Genomic DNA, 17236 nt, shown 5'->3' with positions numbered 1-17236 from the left:
CCCAAAGCGTCGATTGATCATTATCACTCAACCAATTAGTTAATCAGTATAGGGCCTAACGCTCTGCCACCAACAAGGTGCATGTGAATATGGTAAACCTCTTGTCCACCAAAGGAGTTGCAATTCATGATCAAGCGATAACCGTCCTGATCAATTCCCTCTTCTTTAGCAAGTTTTTTAGCGACGGTAAATAGTCGTCCCATCACCAGCTCATCTTCAGCTTCAATATCGTTAACCGTAGGAATAAGTTTATTAGGCACAATTAGTACGTGAATAGGCGCTCGTGGGTTGATATCACGAAATGCGGTCACTAATTCATCTTGATAGACAACGTCTGCTGGGATTTCTTTATCAATGATCTTTCTAAATATTGTTTCTTCAGCCATGAGGCGCTCCGACGATTGGTATGTAACTGATAAATATGAACTGATTGTTATTCTGTACTGAATCAAATCGTTCTCAGTATGCGCTAACAGCGTTCAAAGCTCAATTAAAACCAAAATTCCCAAAAATGAAATTGAGTTAACAAATATGAAAAAGAAATTGACTCCAAATTGATTTATGTATTGTCCGTCAACAAACGCGAGCCCCATCCTCCATAGAATAATGACAATTTTGTTAGTTTTGGCCATTGGCCGTTTGCACGATATTTTTTGGGAGAGAAGCATGAAAGGATCCGTCATCAGAAGGATGTATACGGGGTTTACCCTCATCATCATAATGTTTGCCGTCATAACTGTTTTAATGTTGAACGGCATGAGCCAAATACACACCAACTTTGAATCAGTATCGAAGGTATCACTACCTTTGGTCTCAACATCAAATCAAACTGCGGTTCAATTGCTGTCAGCCGACAAATCGTTTAAAGACTTCTTAACCACTCAAAACACAGACCGTATGAGTGCGATGCGCGAAGAATTCGCTCAAGCTAAAGCGAGGTTTTCAGACACATTTAACCAGCTACAAACTGCAAGTGCTGGTGAAGAGTCCCTTAATGAGAACATAACTCAGCTTCAAGCTATGGAAGAGCGTTACTTCGCCGAAGCCAATGAAGCCATGGATAATTACGAGGCGATGTTTGCAGCACAAGCACAAGTGCAACAATCAACACGTCAGTTCCAACGCTTGCACTCTGAACTCAGTGCAGGAATGAAAGAGTACGTAGATGACCAAAGCAGTATCTCTGTAAAGGTGATGGCAAAAAGCTACTTCATTAAGTTAAGAGATGCTGAAGTTATCACCTCTGACGCCCTTGCAAGTTCTGACGTCGATTTTGTAAACAAAGCCGTTGCGAAAAACAGAAAAGCAGTCTCTCACTTAAACTACGCCTATCGTGGTCTAGTGACACAGATGCCTGAACTTAAGAAAGCCTTTCAGGAATCTGTTGATAATTTCAGCCGTGACGTTGGCCAAAAAGGTGGCGTATTAGATCAACATAATAGCTACTTGATGGCTAGAGCTGCACTTTATGAAAACATCGCTAACCTTGCTGTTGAAGTCGATAATGCGATGGCCATTCTTGATTCGTTTAACGCAACTGCCTCTCAAAAGCTGAGCGCTTCACTGACTGAAGCTGGCGACGTTTATGACCAAGGATTTATTCGAGCAGTGGTTATTTGCGCGATTGTTGTAATCTTCGCTGCCGCCATCGGTTATCACATTGCCCAAAGCGTTAGAGAACCTCTTACTCGTATCTTAAAAACATTAGAGAGCCTCACTGAAGGCGATATGACACAACGCATTGATATTCGATACAACAATGAGTTCAGTCGCGTCAGTGGCCACATCAATTCACTTGCCGATAACCTTCATAACGTTTTGGTGGAGTTAAACGACGCATCCGATAATCTGACCAGTACAGCGAATACAAACCAATCCACATCAACTCAAGCACAAGGCCAGCTTAGCTCTCAACGCGAGCAAACATCCAACGTCGCTACTGCCATGACAGAGATGGCACATTCTGTTCAAGAAGTAGCTCAAAGTGCTCAAAGCTCACAAAAAATGGTTCAGCAAGTCGAATCGGCGTCTGAATCCGGTCGACAGATCATGAGCACTAATATATCCACCATTAATCAATTAGAAACCAGACTTAATCAATCTGTTGAAGCCGTTGGCGATTTGCAAAAAATGAGCAGCCAAATTGGTTCTATTTTGGATGTCATTCGTAACATTGCAGAGCAGACCAATTTACTGGCATTAAACGCAGCAATAGAAGCGGCACGAGCGGGTGAACAAGGCCGAGGTTTTGCTGTTGTTGCTGATGAAGTTCGTGTACTGGCGCAACGAACAACCGAATCGACTAGTGAAATTGAGAATATGATTGGTAACTTACAAAGCAGCTCTTCATCTGCAAGTAAAGTTATCGAGAGTTGTAAAAATGATATGGAGCTTTCGGTTGAACAAGCTTCAAATGCCAATAGCGCGATGGAAGAGATTCAAGCTCTTATTCTAGAAATTAGTCACATGAGTACTCATATTTCACAAGCGGCTGGAGAACAAAATGAAACAACATCCGAGATTGCTCGAAATATTGAAGAGATAAACCTGATTGCTGACAGTAGTTATCAAGCTATGTCTGAAATTGCTGCGACTAGTGCGAACTTAACACGTTTAGCAGGTCAACAAGGTGACCTTGTACATCGATTTAAGCTGTAATCAATTACACAGAGGCCATTACGACCAATAGCCTCTGAAACTTAACATTCATTACCTTATTGGGCGACTTTAATTTAAAGTCGCCCTTGTTTTTTTATGTGCCCATCATCATATCTTACTGATATGGTTTGCAGTGCCTTATTTCCCACTCTTTACTGCAAGCCGAACATGAGGAAAAGTTATGGCAGTTCATGTTGGGATCATCGATCAAGACCCTATTCGTCTTGTAACCCCACTGCTCGATCACCGTAGTATTAGTTCGCACATCATATTTATCGGCGACAAAACACAAGAAGCTGCTTATCTTCGCTTGCATAATGTGCTCGACAAGCGCTCAATTACCTCAGAGTTTTTTGAAATCCCAACAATTGTAAATACCTCAATAATTAAAGAGTCAATACAAGTTCTTGCTGAAGATTTAAAAGCTAGAGGTGAAGAGGTTAAACTCAATGCTAGCTGTGGATTAAGACACCGCTTACTTTCTGTATACGAAGTGTTTCGTACTTATCAATGGCCAATCTTTGTCGTCGAGCCCAATAGCGACAAATTATGCTGGCTGTACCCCGAAACAAAAGAAGACACTCAAGTTCAAGACCACATCACCATTGCTGATTACCTGACTATATTCGGTGCAAGAGGCGAGTTTAATGACCATGAGCTTCCACCTACGTTAGATAAAACCTTATACAAACTGGGTGAACGCTGGGCGAGCAACGCTTTAGTACTTGGCCCCGGTCTGGCGACACTAAACTACTTAGCGACAACTTGCCGCAAAGAACAGAGACTCGATGTAGAGCTATCCGAAAAGCAGCAAGGTTATAAAGAACTCAACATGCTTCTTACCGATCTTGTCGACGCTGAAATCGCGAGCTATAAAGACGGTACACTCACATTCATCAGTGAAGATGCAAGACGTTTCTCAAATGGTGAGTGGCTTGAGACTCTTGTTCACAGCACGGTTAAGCAGATCCAAGATGATATGCCGACTATTCAAGATCGGTCGCTAAATGTGCAAGTTTATCGTCAACTTGGTGAGCGAGAGGTCAGAAATGAGCTTGATGTTGCCTCGGTAGTTAATAACAAGCTCCATATAATCGAGTGTAAGACTAAAGGTATGCGTGACGATGGCGACGACACCTTATACAAGCTTGAATCGCTTAGAGACTTACTAGGAGGCTTACAAGCACGAGCTATGCTCGTCAGTTTCCGCCCGCTTCGTCATAACGACATTACTCGTGCAGAAGATCTTGGGCTTGCGCTCATTGGCCCTGATGAACTAAAAAACCTCAAACATCACCTACGTATTTGGTTCCAAGGCGCAGGTGGTAGTGAAGAGCTTTAGTTAGAAACTAATTCAAGCGTTATCTTCAATTGCAAAACAAAAAGCCCTACATACTTATTTAGATATGTAGGGCTTCTTTATATACCGCTTTACGTTAACTCAATACAACCGTGCTTTAGTTAGCTGTCATCTTCAGTAAAATTTGTCGGCAGCGTTGTTTTCATTTGATTCCAAATAAGTGAGCTTTCAATACCATAGTGACGGATCACTAATGGTAATTTTTCACGATCACCATTTTCACAAACATCTAAAAGCTCTCGGTAAAACTCCATCGCCAAATTACGTGCTTGTGGATTTGAAAAGTAGTAGCTACCAACGCGGTCGTACAGCTTTTTCACACCATTAAATATCAGACCATAAATTTTGTTTCCAGAGTGGAAAGCCAAACGTTGGAACAACATATAGTCGTAAAAGTTAAACGTACGCGCTAGCAAAATTTCTTGGCGTTTCTCTTCATCTTTCTCACCATCATCTTTTACATGTTGGCGAATCTTATCGGCGTAAGGGGATGAAGCCATAAAGTCGTCCCAATCGCTTGCTTGAATCAATGCTTCACAAGACTCCATAACAGACGCGATTGTCTTCTCGGAATTTTCTTTATTCCCTTTAAATGCATGACGCATAAAAATAGGGCTAATATTAGTACGAGCAGATAAAAGATCTTCAACAATTGACGTGGCATTATCGGCATCTAGCGTCATCAAAGTATCAAGAATATGCAACCCAGAGGTTTCCATAAATTGATTTACTTTAGTTGGCTTGCCATGTTGGATAGTTAACCAACCGTCTCGAGCTAGGCGCTGTAAAACTTCTCTCAAAGTCGTTCGTGTAACGCCAATAAGTTCCGAAAGCTCACGTTCAGCCGGTAAAATTGAGCCCGGCGGAAAGCGACCATTCCAAATACTCTCGATAATATATTTCTCTGCAAACCCTGCTGGGCTCTTAGCCTTAATGACCATTAAGTACTTTCTCGTATTATTTTATTGTGTCTAATATTACTCATCATACCACTAGTTTAATGGGTTCGGAAACAAAGAGATAGAAAACTGGAACAGGGTTACATTTAGAGCAAAAGCTCCACTCTAGGTAGATTTATAACTTTCTGACTTTGGATTAAATTTGTATTAAATCGCTCCATTTTTGCATATTTAGTTAACACGCTCGTTGACCGATATAGCGATAAAAAGAAATAAGCACGCTCAATCATTAATTTATCAATTCAATATCAGCATGAATAAATACCACTTTATAAGTACAAGTAAGGCACTAGAGTCCCAATTAACACTATATTAACAAAAAGCACTAAATGACCCTACTTAGATCGCGTTTTTAGCCAAATGTATCCAAATGTTACTTTCAGTGAGTTTTTCTTATTGACTATAAAGTTCGTGAGAGTAAAGTTGCGGTCGTAGTTAATAGTGCTTGTCGTTCTCAGGGAGTGACTTGGCAAGGCCACAAATTTGTTACGAGATTGTTGTTTTACTAAGTCACTGTTGCACCAAATGTTTTTATATAAATTTGGTTAATATGAATACAAGCCCACTACCGTATTTATTCATAAACAACATTAAAGAGTATTTTCCATGTCGATGTCGCTCGGAAAAGCCATTATCAAGAACTTTCTTGGTAAAGCGCCAGACTGGTACAAAGTTGCCATTATTTCATTTCTAGTTATTAACCCATTTGTATTTTTCTTTATTAACCCATTTGTGGCTGGTTGGCTGTTAGTTGTTGAGTTTATATTCACACTAGCAATGGCACTAAAGTGCTACCCTCTTCAACCTGGAGGACTGCTGGCGATTCAAGCGATTGCTATCGGAATGACTAGCCCAGAACAAGTTAAACATGAATTGGTCGCCAATATAGAAGTATTACTGCTGTTGATCTTTATGGTTGCTGGCATTTACTTCATGAAGAATCTACTGCTATTTATGTTCACCAAGATACTACTGGGTATTCGCTCTAAAGCGATGCTCTCGATGGCATTTTGTTTTGCAGCGGCTTTTCTTTCTGCCTTCCTAGATGCTTTGACCGTCATAGCCGTTATTATCAGTGTTGCCGTTGGGTTTTACTCAATTTATCATAAGGTTGCGTCAGGTAAAGGATCGACAACATCGCACGACCATACGAAAGATGATCAACTCTCTGAGCTAACAAGAGACGATCTTGAAAACTATCGTTCATTCTTACGTTCACTATTAATGCATGCTGGTGTAGGTACGGCATTAGGTGGCGTTATGACGATGGTAGGTGAGCCGCAAAACCTTATCATTGCTGATCAAGCAGGTTGGTTATTTGGTGAGTTTATTATCCGCATGGCCCCTGTTACTTTCCCCGTTTTTGTGTGCGGTTTAATTACTTGTGTATTAGTCGAGAAGCTTAAGGTCTTTGGTTACGGCACTGAGCTTCCTGACAATGTTCGTAAGATCTTAGTAGATTTCGATACAGCTGAGCGTAAAACTCGAACAAAACAAGACGTAGCAAAGCTATGGGTTCAAGGCGCTATCGCCGTATGGTTAATCGTTGGCTTAGCGCTTCACCTTGCCGCGGTTGGTCTTATTGGCCTTTCCGTCATCATCCTTGCTACAGCCTTTAATGGCGTAATAGAAGAGCACTCGTTAGGCAAAGCGTTTGAAGAAGCTTTACCCTTCACTGCACTACTAACCGTCTTTTTCTCTATTGTTGCTGTTATCATCGACCAAGAGTTGTTTAAACCTGTTATCGACGCAGTATTACATGTTGAAGACAAGAACACTCAGCTTGCTCTGTTCTACGTAGCAAATGGCTTACTATCTATGGTTTCTGATAACGTTTTCGTTGGTACCGTATATATCAACGAAGTAAAAGATGCGCTAGTGAATGGTATGATCACGCGTGACCAGTTTGATTTACTTGCTGTCGCGATTAACACAGGAACCAACCTACCATCTGTAGCAACACCAAATGGTCAAGCCGCTTTCCTATTCCTTCTTACATCGGCGATAGCCCCACTAATTAGATTGTCTTACGGCCAAATGGTTATCATGGCTCTGCCATACACGATCGTTTTAGCAATAGTGGGATTAATCGGAATCATCTTTTTTGTCGAACCGATGACCGCCTATTTCTATGATATGGGTTGGATAGTACATAAAACCGCAAGTGTGACCGAAGCGGTTTTATCCAGCGGGCATTAAAAAAATCAGTTGATAATGAAACTAATACACGATAAAAAGCTCTGATATATCAGAGCTTTTTTTATTTCTACAAGGAACCAGTTGTGAAGCTTCTAAATACAATTAAAACGTTTTCCCAAACCCGTATTTCATGGCTACTGTTGCTTCTCTTTGTCATATTTTTTGAAGCATGTGCGCTATTCTTTCAGCACGTTATGATGTTGTCACCATGCGTAATGTGTATTTACGAACGTGTTGCGATGCTTGGTGTGGGTGGAGCTGCATTAATTGGACTGATCAATCCTAAAAGCCCTGTCTTACGCTGGTTAGGTCTCGCAGCCTGGGGCGCTAGCAGTTATAAAGGATTGGCTCTATCACTTCAACACGTGGATTATCAATTCAACCCATCACCTTTTGCCACTTGCGATTTATTTGTAACCTTCCCTAGCTGGGCACCGCTAAACCAGTGGGTTCCATGGATGTTTGAAGCGTATGGCGATTGTAGCAAGGTCGTTTGGCAGTTCTTGGATTTATCAATGCCACAATGGTTGGTCGTTATTTTTGCAGCAAATCTAATTGCTTTATCTGTGATTGTAATTGCACAGTTTGCTAAAGATCGTGATAGCAGAAGAATGTTTAGCTAATCCAGCAGCTTACATGCACAAGATCCAAACAAAATAGAAAGCCCCTTTTGGACTCTTTATAGTTAAAACTATATAAGACTAAAAGGGGCTTTTTGTTGTCTGAGTGGGTCTATTAACCTTTCATTAGAACCAATCTGTCTAGTTCATGTCTCTTGTTGGTGCTGGTGCTAATACTTCTCTATTTCCGTTATGACCCGGTGCACTCACAATACCTTGAGCTTCGAGCTGCTCGATAATTCGCGCAGCACGGTTATAACCAATTTTGAACTTACGCTGAACACCAGATACTGAGCCACGTCGTGACTCAACCACATGTTCTACAACTTGATCAAAGAGAGGGTCTCTCTCTTCATCCCCTTCCATCTTCTCACCTGGTAGCAGTGTTTCCGGAGATTGATCGCCATTAGTAATTTCATCAATATAGTTTGGTCTACCACGAGCTTTCCAGTTATTCACGACAGAGTGAACATCGTCATCTGACGCAAATGCACCATGTACACGAATGGTATGGCTTGAGCCGGACGGCAAGTAAAGCATATCACCCATACCAAGCAACGACTCAGCTCCGCCTTGATCCAAGATAGTCCGTGAGTCCGTTTTGGTTGAAACAGTAAATGCGACACGTGTTGGTATATTCGCTTTAATCAAGCCAGTGATGACATCTACTGAAGGTCGTTGAGTCGCTAGTATTAAGTGAATACCTGCTGCACGTGCTTTTTGAGCAAGACGAGCAATCAGTTCTTCAACTTTCTTACCCACAACCATCATAAGATCGGCAAATTCATCGATAACAACGACGATGTAAGGCAGGTTTTCAAGTAATGGCGGCTCAGGGTCCATACTGTCCCCATCACGCCACAATGGATCATGAATTGGGTGTCCAGCTTCTGCAGCCATTTTCAGCTTATCATTAAAGCCTTTAACGTTACGAACACCGAGCGCAGACATGAGCTTATAGCGACGCTCCATCTCTCCAACACACCAACGAAGTGCATTTGATGCGTCCTTCATATCAGTAACAACTTCAGATAACAGGTGAGGAATGCCCTCATACACTGATAGCTCAAGCATCTTAGGATCGATCATAATAAAGCGCACTTCTTCAGGTGTCGCTTTATAAAGCATACTAAGGATCATTACATTGACGCCAACCGACTTACCCGAGCCTGTCGTACCTGCAACAAGAACATGCGGCATCTTAGCGAGATCAGCGATTACTGGATCACCGGCAATATCTTGGCCTAACACCATTGTCGTTGGAGACTTCGCCTCAACAAACGTTGGTGTGCCAACAACATCAGAGAAGAACACTGTTTGTCGGCTTATATTTGGTAATTCAAGACCAACATAAGGCTTGCCTGGAATAACCTCGACAACACGAACAGCTATTGCGGATAGAGAGCGAGCTAAGTCCATTGAAAGACCAGATATACGACTCACTTTCACACCTGGAGCGAGATCTAACTCAAAACGAGTAATCACTGGGCCAGGGAAAATATCAACCACTTGCGCTTTAATTTTATAGTCAGCAAGTTTGGCCTCAACTAATCGAGCAATATTTTCTAGGCCTTCTCTATCAATAAAGTTTTCGCGCTTTTCAGGGTGATATAGCAGTTCAAGAGTTGGCATTGGCTCTGTAGGTTTTGGAAGAAGAGCGTCCTTTTGAACTAAAAATGGGTTTAACTTACCGGCTGCGTTAGCTTGCGCATCAGCAACAAGAGATTGGAATGCATCAACGTCTTCGTCTTCACTTTCATCAGTAACGGGCAATTCATCAACAGACGCTTCAACAAGTTCAGCCTCTGTAATGTCAGTACTCGCTAATTCTGGCTCATCTGCCACTTCAAAGGTCGATATTGTCGGCTCACGTTGATCAATATTGGGTTCAATCTCCTCGACAACATGCTCAAAGCTACTTTCTGACAATACAGGCTCAAGATCTGGGATATCATCTTCTTGAAATTCAGCTTTAGGCTGTTGTTCAAATAGCTCATCTTGTTCAAAGTTTGGTTCTTGAACCCAAGGCATGGCAGGCGCTTCTACATTGGCCTCTTCATATTGTGAAGATAATTGACGTTCATAACTTCCTTCTTGAAGCGGTAAATCATCATCATTGAGTGCAGCTTGTTCTAATTGCTCGATCGTCGCATTGAGTGGCAACGTTCTATCATTCGTCTCATCTTCGGTATTGGTGTCATCAATTCGGATGTCGGGTATATCAATATTTGAAGGTGTTTCAGCTTGCTGCTGCGCTTCTGGCATATGGATATTAAAGCGTCTCTCTTTCGATGATTCGAGCCCAATCTCATCAGGTTGGCTAGAATTAATCTCAAGAGCGTCCTCTATATCAGACTGATGAACATTTCGATGAACACCACTTGGTAGACCAAGGTTTTCTTGATCAACATCTGGTTGATTAAGAATAGCTGAGATGTTTTCTTCTTTTTCACCACGGATACGATTAACGGCAGACGTCACTGCACGAATAGAGTAATCCCCAATCCATTCGACCATCGCTAACCAAGAGATGCCCGTTAACAACGTAAAACCGGCACCCCATAAAAAAAGTAAAACGAGCGTTGTACCTAGAACGTTTAATGTCGGCAATGCAAGGCTCGTCAATACATCACCAATGACACCGCCTGAAGAGAAGTACCAAATGTCATCAAAGTTAATATCAGCTAAAGCACAACTCGTTAGAATGATAATGGTAAGGCCAAGTAAACGCGTACCCCATATCATGAAGTCGATGGGTTCGTCTGAATCACGATTCCGTAGGAAGATCCAGGCAACGGCTGTGACAATCAAGGGAATAGGATAAGCAAGAGAACCAAAGATGAAAAATAACGTATCGGCGATCCAAGCTCCGACTATCCCGCCTGAATTCTGAATATCCATGCCCCATGCTGTTTGAGACCACGATGGATCGGCTGGGTTAAAAGTGAATAGCGCGACGGTGAAGAAGATAGAAATAAGCACAGCAATAATGAGCACACACTCTTTCAAACGCTGTGTACCGTTTAAGCGTGATGAGCTAGAGGCCTCACCCGTTTTTACAATCGTCGCGACTTTCTTTTTGTTCTCGTTGAACATAGACCTACTTTAATCTTGATGATGACTAACTAAAACCTGAATGATGACTATCTAAAGCCAAGTTAGTGAAATTAAAACAATATGAGCGGCAAACGCCGCTCATATTGATTTAACCATACTGATGAAGAAAACCCAATTGCCTAACGTCAGAATATGGAAAAGAGTTCCAACATTTCTGACACCAGTAACTCTTTACGAGTTTCTAGCAATTCACAAGCTCATAGCCATAAAATGGACCATTAGCTATTAACGAGTTTTGATCACCAGTTGATTAGTCTGTTTGACTTCTTCCATGACTACATAGGTGCGTGTGTCGTTAACACCCGGCAAACGTAGCAACGTATCACCAAGCAGTTTTCGGTAAGCACTCATATCAGATACACGAGTCTTCAATAGATAATCGAAGTCACCAGAAACTAAATGACACTCTTGGATATCATCTAGCTTTTGTACTGCAGTATTAAATTGTTCAAAAACGTCTGGCGCTCCGCGATTCAACGTAATTTCAACAAATACTAACAGTGATGCGTCAAGATACTGCGGATTTAACAACGCTGTGTATCCCGTAATGTAACCTTGACGTTCTAATCGACGAACACGTTCAAGACATGGAGTAGGCGAAAGCCCTACACGTTTTGAGAGTTCTACGTTAGAAATACGACCATCTTTTTGCAACTCATTAAGAATATTGCGATCGATACGGTCTAGATCCTTGGACGGCTTTTTGTAATTGTCTGCCATTTTTTATTCCACCTTATTACTTCCTTGCAAAAAAATATACTACAACTTCTTAATATTCAGTATCAAATTCTTCAAATTACTTACTATACTAGATATTAATTCGACAGAATTACCCTACACATAGATAATACAACCAAAATAACATAAGGAGTCAGGATGATCATTGGCGTACCTAAAGAAATCAAGAACCACGAGTACCGAGTGGGCATGATCCCAGCTAGTGTGAGAGAACTAATCTCTCACGGTCACCAAGTTTTTGTAGAAACCAAAGCCGGTTCAGGCATCGGTTTTTCAGACGATGATTACATCGCTGTAGGCGCATCCATTCTTCCTACTGCTGCTGACGTTTTCGCGAAAGCAGAGATGATTGTAAAGGTCAAAGAACCTCAAACTGTCGAGCGAGCTATGCTAAAAGAGGGGCAAATATTATTTACTTATTTACACCTCGCACCAGATTTTCCACAAACTGATGAGCTAATTAAGAGCAAAGCTGTCTGCATTGCCTATGAGACTGTAACAGATTATATGGGTCGCTTGCCACTACTTGCACCTATGTCTGAGGTAGCGGGCCGCATGTCAATCCAAGCTGGCGCACAAACTTTGGAAAAATCTCACGGTGGACGTGGACTTCTGCTTGGCGGAGTTCCAGGAGTAGAGCCAGCTAAAGTCGTTGTTGTTGGCGGTGGCGTGGTTGGTGCTAATGCTGCTCGTATGGCTGTTGGCCTTCGTGCTGACGTAACAATTATCGATAGAAGTTTAGATACACTTCGTCGTTTGGATGAAGAATTCCAAGGACGTGCAAAAGTCGTTTATTCTACAGAAGACGCGATTGAGAAGCATGTTCTAGAAGCTGACTTGGTAATTGGTGCAGTTCTTATCCCTGGCGCTGCGGCTCCAAAATTGGTGACGAAAGAACATATCGCTAGAATGAAGCCAGGCGCGGCAGTTGTTGACGTAGCTATCGACCAAGGTGGCTGTTTTGAGACCTCTCACGCGACGACTCACGCAGATCCAACTTACATCGTTGATGATGTGGTTCACTACTGTGTAGCAAATATGCCAGGCGCTGTTGCTCGTACATCGACCTTCGCTTTAAACAATGCAACACTGCCATACATCGTTAAATTAGCGAATAAAGGCTACCGTGAAGCATTGCTTGAAGATAAAGGCTTCCTTGAAGGACTAAACGTTATTCACGGTAAAGTAACGTGTAAAGAAGTGGCAGAAAGCTTCGATCTTGAATACGTAGAACCAACTAAAGCGATTGAAATGTTCAATTAATCTCGATGCTTATAGATAAAAGGTCTAGTTATAAACTAGACCTTTTTTGTCTAAAAATACGCAACTTAGACTTAATTAAATTTTAACTGCGACATCTACTTGTTTACGTGAGGGATCTTGTATCTGAATCTGTTCTTTTATAGGCATTGCGTCAAAGTCCTCTCTTAACCACTTAACCAATGAAGCAAAAGAGAGCGCCATTAATAACACCAATGGTAAACCCACAATCAAGCTCACTGTTTTAATCGCTTCTAACCCACCAATATTCATCACAACTAAACCTGTAAAACCTAACAGTAACGCCCAGAATAATCGGTTTGCACGACTTGGTTCTTGGTCATACTCAATATCTTTAGAAGCAATAGATGCCAATACATAAGACGAAGAGTCCACCGTAGTTCCTGAATAAATGAATCCAACGCAGATAAACAGTGGTAACAGTAACGCTGACCATGGTAATGACTGAAGCACCCCTAAAATTGCTGCGGGTGTACCTTGTTCCTTAATGGTATCTAATACAGGGAACACGCCGTTGAACTCGGCATACATTGAGGTATTTCCAAAGATCATAAAGAACAACATACAACCTAAGCTACCGGCAGTAATCACTGTCAGACCAATGTCTTTAAATGTACGGCCTTTAGAAATACGAGCAATAAAGATTCCCATATAAGGGCCATATGCCACCCACCATGCCCAATAGAAGATAGTCCACCACTGAGGGAAGTTACTTCCACCTACAGTATCTGTGTATAAAGACATCCGCGTAAAGTTACTCATCATTAAACCAACGCTATCGGTAAACAGGCTTATCATGTAAATGGTTGGGCCGCCGATAAAGATGATGCTACAGATAATGGCTAAGGCGATGAGGTTTAAGTCACTGAGGACTTTAATGCCTTTTTTGAGGCCTAAAAAGACGGAAGTAGAAAAAATTAGCGTCCAAATCACAACGACTGCAATATCAACACTACCGCTTCGCTCAATACCAAGAAAGTTGCTAATTGCTTCTGACAGCATAGGTGTACCAGAAGCGAGTGAAGTTCCCGTGCCACCAACAAGACCAAAAATCACTAGAATATCAATTACCTTACCCATCCACCCTTTCGCATTCTTGTCACCAATAACACCAGAACAAGCTTCACTGAGTCGCAATGCCTTTTTCTTACGGTTGTAGTAAGCATACCCAATTGGAAATGCGCATAGGCAGTAGAAAGCCCAAGCAATAGGTCCCCAATGGTACATACCATACATGGCTGCGTATTCTGCAGCAGCTTGGCTATTAGCTTCAATGCCAAACGGAGGGGCGGCGTAATAGTAAGTCCATTCAATGGAGGACCAGTAAATGAGGGAGGTACCGATACCAGAGCAGAAAAACATTCCAATCCAGCTTATGCGAGAGAATTCGGGCTTTGCCTCTTCACCACCGAGTTTAACTTGCCCATAGCGGCCAAAGCATAGCCATAAAATTGCGCCAAAGAAGCTAACCGCTGCCCAAATATAGAGGACGCCAAATTTTTCGACAACAAAGTTAAACACGGTTTGAATGATGGTTGCTGACTGCTCTTCAAAGCTAATAAGAAAAGTCATAATAACGAGGACTGTACAAAACGAAGGGATAAAAACTGATTTATCAATTTTCGCTTCAACATCTGTATGATATTGATTCATGGGGTTCCTTTTGGTAAAAATACCGGAACACTCTAACGGATTGCATTTAACGGGGTCTAATGCATATAAAATCTGATATACCACCTTACATACAGATACCGTATATGTTTGTTAATGCTTCCCCCTTCCAAAATATAGTTATTCATCAATTAAGTGAGTGTATTTAACATAACAGAACAAGTAGCTATTTCTCCTTCCGTAAGCAACTTCGTTTTCAAACCGTATCCTGAGCCATTCAACTCTATCTGAAATGACGTTATCCCTTACTCATCAAGCTTCTCTGGCCTATATGACAATATCATCATATGAAGATTTAAAGCGGTAATCACTGTCTAAAGGATGCCCACCTATCAATGCTCAAATACCGTTGTTTTCTAACAATTTTGAATCAATTTAACATCTTAAATTCTGGGCGGTTATTTTTTACATACTAAGTGGCTAAAAAATAAAAAGCCCCCGTAAATGGGAGCTTTCTATATGTAACGTTATGTAAAAAAACCGTAGGGCTTTCCTATTTTTCAATTATTGAGCGAATCTGCTGACTAAAACCATCTTTCTAAAACAGTCTTATCTAACTGTGTAAATGCTCGATTTAAAATCTTAGCCAACTCTTTATAGCGCGGCTTAGATTTCATTGGTTCTAAGGCTGCACCCGATTCTATAATTTTTTGATATAACTCTCGGTACCAACTAGCTAGAGATGGAGGTAGCTGTTTATTAGCTCGGTTTCCAAGCCACCACATTCCTTGCAGTGGTAGGCTCATCGCAAACAGTGCAACAACAACCGCTTGAGGTAACGCTTGCTGATTTTGAAATGCAACTTGAGTGATCACGCTGATTGCAGCAATTGCTGGCATAACACGAATCGCAAAACGCGTGGCTTTAATGATTCGCTGCTCAGGAAATATAACAGCCAACTCTTTTCTCATTGGCCACGTATCCATGTACTTCTGACCGTCTCTTAGGCTGTGTACCAACCCGACTTTATCATTCATAGAAATCTCTCACTTTTGAACAGCGCCTTACTAAAAAATTTTAATCTTTCAATTTTTAGCGTAAAAAATTGACTAAAAATAATATTCTTTCAATTTTTTTTGTTATATTTGTCGAATATCGCTATTCTTTGCACCCTTTCATACTCATTGTTGCCGTTATTTGTGATTTAGGCAACCATGCGATGAAACCAGCAAGGATTGCGAGCATTACTTTCATAGTAAAGTGATGTCTTATTATAAGGAAATAAGGTTAACTTTTTACCAAGAATAGTGCGTAACCTTAACTAGGTCAGCTATTCTTGAGATTGAATTTCATCTTTTCTGATTATGTCAGACGAATAACAGGTAGTCACACTCATGTCTAAGCTGGTTTTAGTTTTAAACTGCGGAAGTTCTTCACTTAAATTCGCAATTGTTGATGCAACAAATGGCGACGAACACTTAACAGGTCTTGCTGAATGTCTTGAGCTTCCAGAAGCTCGTATCAAGTGGAAACTTGATGGTAAGCACGAAGCACAATTAGGTGAAGGCGCAGCTCACAATGAAGCTCTTTCTTTCATCGTTGAAACTATTCTTGCTTCTAAGCCAGAATTAGCTGAGCAACTTAAAGCTATCGGTCACCGTGTTGTACACGGCGGCGAAGAATTCACACAGTCAGTTCTTATCGATGATTCAGTTCTTAAAGGTATCGAAGACTGTGCAGCACTAGCGCCTCTTCACAACCCAGCTGCAATCGTTGGTATTAAAGCAGCTCAAAAAGCATTCCCTGGCCTACCAAACTCTGCAGTATTCGACACTGCGTTCCACCAAACTATGCCAGAAGAAGCGTACCTATACGCTCTACCGTACAACCTTTACAAAGAGCACGGCATCCGTCGCTACGGCATGCACGGTACTTCTCACCTGTTCATCGCTCGCGAAGTTGCTGAGCAATTAGGTAAGCCAGCTGATGAAGTGAACATCATCAACTGTCACCTAGGTAACGGTGCTTCTATCTGTGCTATCAAAAATGGTAAATCAGTAGATACTTCAATGGGTCTTACTCCTCTTGAAGGCCTAGTAATGGGTACACGTTGTGGTGATATTGATCCTGCGATCATCTTCCACCTACACGACTCTCTAGGTTACTCAATCGAAGAGATCAACACGATGCTGACTAAAGAGTCTGGCCTAATGGGTCTAACTCAAGTATCTCCTGACTGTCGTTTCATCGAAGACAACTTCGGTAAAGACGAAGCTGCAACTCGCGCAATGGACGTAATGACTCGTCGTTTAGCTAAATACGTTGCAGGTTACACAGCTACGCTTGACGGACGCGTTGACGCTATCGTGTTCACTGGTGGTATCGGTGAGAACGGCGCTCCAATCCGTGAAGCGGTACTTAACCGTCTTGGCATCTTCGGCATCGAAGTAGATGGTGAAGCTAACCTTAAAGCACGCTTTGGCGGCGAAGGTACTATCACTACTGCTGATAGCCGCATCCCTGCAATGGTTATCTCTACTAACGAAGAGTTAGTAATTGCAGAAGATACAGCTCGCCTAGCAGCACTATAATAAATTTCGGCTAGCCAATCGCTAGCCGCTTTTTCAATAACGTACTCTGTTCAAACGTTTTTCTATATACAAACATTTACTAAGTACATACATAGGGGCTCA

The 17236-nt window shown here is 41.7% G+C and carries 12 protein-coding genes; 6 read left to right on the top strand and 6 right to left on the bottom strand.

The genetic code is table 11. The features are described 5' to 3' along the window. Window positions 1–35: 35 nt before the first annotated feature. Complete coding sequence (locus tag L4C54_RS10435) at window positions 36–386, bottom strand: HIT domain-containing protein (RefSeq protein ID WP_428802389.1); 351 nt, start codon at window positions 384–386, stop codon at window positions 36–38. Between the two features lie 280 nt (window positions 387–666). On the opposite strand from L4C54_RS10435, the gene L4C54_RS10430 reads away from it, so the two are divergent. Further along, on the top strand, window positions 667–2658 hold the full coding sequence (locus tag L4C54_RS10430; protein WP_428802390.1) for a methyl-accepting chemotaxis protein: 1992 nt from the start codon (window positions 667–669) through the stop codon (window positions 2656–2658). A 181-nt stretch (window positions 2659–2839) separates the two neighbouring features. Further along, window positions 2840–4000, top strand: coding sequence for a DUF1887 family protein (locus L4C54_RS10425; protein WP_428802391.1), 1161 nt, complete (start codon window positions 2840–2842; stop codon window positions 3998–4000). 119 nt (window positions 4001–4119) lie between these two features. Here L4C54_RS10425 and fadR read toward each other — a convergent pair whose 3' ends face one another. After that, entirely contained in the window at window positions 4120–4959 is an 840-nt protein-coding gene (gene fadR, locus L4C54_RS10420; RefSeq protein WP_428808126.1) for a fatty acid metabolism transcriptional regulator FadR, read from the bottom strand. 624 nt (window positions 4960–5583) lie between these two features. Here fadR and nhaB point away from each other — a divergent pair. Both nhaB and dsbB read left to right on the top strand, forming a co-directional pair. Then, a complete protein-coding gene (nhaB, locus tag L4C54_RS10415) occupies window positions 5584–7176 on the top strand; it encodes a Na(+)/H(+) antiporter NhaB (RefSeq protein ID WP_428808125.1) in 1593 nt (530 codons plus the stop codon). An 83-nt stretch (window positions 7177–7259) separates the two neighbouring features. Next, on the top strand, window positions 7260–7799 hold the full coding sequence (gene dsbB / locus L4C54_RS10410) for a disulfide bond formation protein DsbB (RefSeq protein WP_428808124.1): 540 nt from the start codon (window positions 7260–7262) through the stop codon (window positions 7797–7799). 138 nt (window positions 7800–7937) lie between these two features. On the opposite strand, the gene L4C54_RS10405 is transcribed toward dsbB, so the two are convergent. Together L4C54_RS10405 and lrp are read right to left on the bottom strand one after the other, a co-directional pair. After that, window positions 7938–10892, bottom strand: coding sequence for a DNA translocase FtsK (locus L4C54_RS10405; protein WP_428808123.1), 2955 nt, complete (start codon window positions 10890–10892; stop codon window positions 7938–7940). A gap of 246 nt (window positions 10893–11138) precedes the next feature. Next, on the bottom strand, window positions 11139–11633 hold the full coding sequence (lrp, locus tag L4C54_RS10400; RefSeq protein WP_017033863.1) for a leucine-responsive transcriptional regulator Lrp: 495 nt from the start codon (window positions 11631–11633) through the stop codon (window positions 11139–11141). 156 nt (window positions 11634–11789) lie between these two features. On the opposite strand from lrp, the gene ald reads away from it, so the two are divergent. Further along, window positions 11790–12914 carry an alanine dehydrogenase gene (gene ald, locus L4C54_RS10395; RefSeq protein ID WP_428802396.1) on the top strand — a complete coding sequence of 375 codons (1125 nt, stop codon included), beginning with the start codon at window positions 11790–11792 and terminating at the stop codon, window positions 12912–12914. A gap of 75 nt (window positions 12915–12989) precedes the next feature. Here ald and L4C54_RS10390 read toward each other — a convergent pair whose 3' ends face one another. Beyond that, window positions 12990–14585 (bottom strand): BCCT family transporter, encoded by a 1596-nt coding sequence (locus L4C54_RS10390; protein ID WP_428808122.1) that lies wholly within the window; start codon window positions 14583–14585, stop codon window positions 12990–12992. Window positions 14586–15127: 542 nt separating this feature from the next. Beyond that, window positions 15128–15580 (bottom strand): terminus macrodomain insulation protein YfbV, encoded by a 453-nt coding sequence (yfbV, locus tag L4C54_RS10385; protein ID WP_428802398.1) that lies wholly within the window; start codon window positions 15578–15580, stop codon window positions 15128–15130. Window positions 15581–15937: 357 nt separating this feature from the next. Between yfbV and L4C54_RS10380 the strand changes: the two genes are divergently transcribed. Next, window positions 15938–17134 (top strand): acetate kinase, encoded by a 1197-nt coding sequence (locus L4C54_RS10380; RefSeq protein WP_428802399.1) that lies wholly within the window; start codon window positions 15938–15940, stop codon window positions 17132–17134. Window positions 17135–17236: the final 102 nt, after the last annotated feature.

The organism is Vibrio lamellibrachiae, assembly GCF_050337265.1.
In the GTDB taxonomy this organism is placed as follows: domain Bacteria; phylum Pseudomonadota; class Gammaproteobacteria; order Enterobacterales; family Vibrionaceae; genus Vibrio; species Vibrio kyushuensis.
This window is presented reverse-complemented; position numbering and strand designations above follow the sequence as displayed.

Excerpts from the sequence above, each read along its gene's own strand:
- L4C54_RS10435 (WP_428802389.1), bottom strand. The coding sequence starts at position 386 with ATGGCTGAAGAAACAATATTTAGAAAGATCATTGATAAAGAAATCCCA.
- L4C54_RS10425 (WP_428802391.1), top strand. The coding sequence starts at position 2,840 with ATGGCAGTTCATGTTGGGATCATCGATCAAGACCCTATTCGTCTTGTA.
- L4C54_RS10380 (WP_428802399.1), top strand. The coding sequence starts at position 15,938 with ATGTCTAAGCTGGTTTTAGTTTTAAACTGCGGAAGTTCTTCACTTAAA.
- L4C54_RS10405 (WP_428808123.1), bottom strand. The coding sequence starts at position 10,892 with ATGTTCAACGAGAACAAAAAGAAAGTCGCGACGATTGTAAAAACGGGT.
- nhaB (WP_428808125.1), top strand. The coding sequence starts at position 5,584 with ATGTCGATGTCGCTCGGAAAAGCCATTATCAAGAACTTTCTTGGTAAA.
- lrp (WP_017033863.1), bottom strand. The coding sequence starts at position 11,633 with ATGGCAGACAATTACAAAAAGCCGTCCAAGGATCTAGACCGTATCGAT.
- L4C54_RS10430 (WP_428802390.1), top strand. The coding sequence starts at position 667 with ATGAAAGGATCCGTCATCAGAAGGATGTATACGGGGTTTACCCTCATC.
- fadR (WP_428808126.1), bottom strand. The coding sequence starts at position 4,959 with ATGGTCATTAAGGCTAAGAGCCCAGCAGGGTTTGCAGAGAAATATATT.
- ald (WP_428802396.1), top strand. The coding sequence starts at position 11,790 with ATGATCATTGGCGTACCTAAAGAAATCAAGAACCACGAGTACCGAGTG.
- yfbV (WP_428802398.1), bottom strand. The coding sequence starts at position 15,580 with ATGAATGATAAAGTCGGGTTGGTACACAGCCTAAGAGACGGTCAGAAG.
- L4C54_RS10390 (WP_428808122.1), bottom strand. The coding sequence starts at position 14,585 with ATGAATCAATATCATACAGATGTTGAAGCGAAAATTGATAAATCAGTT.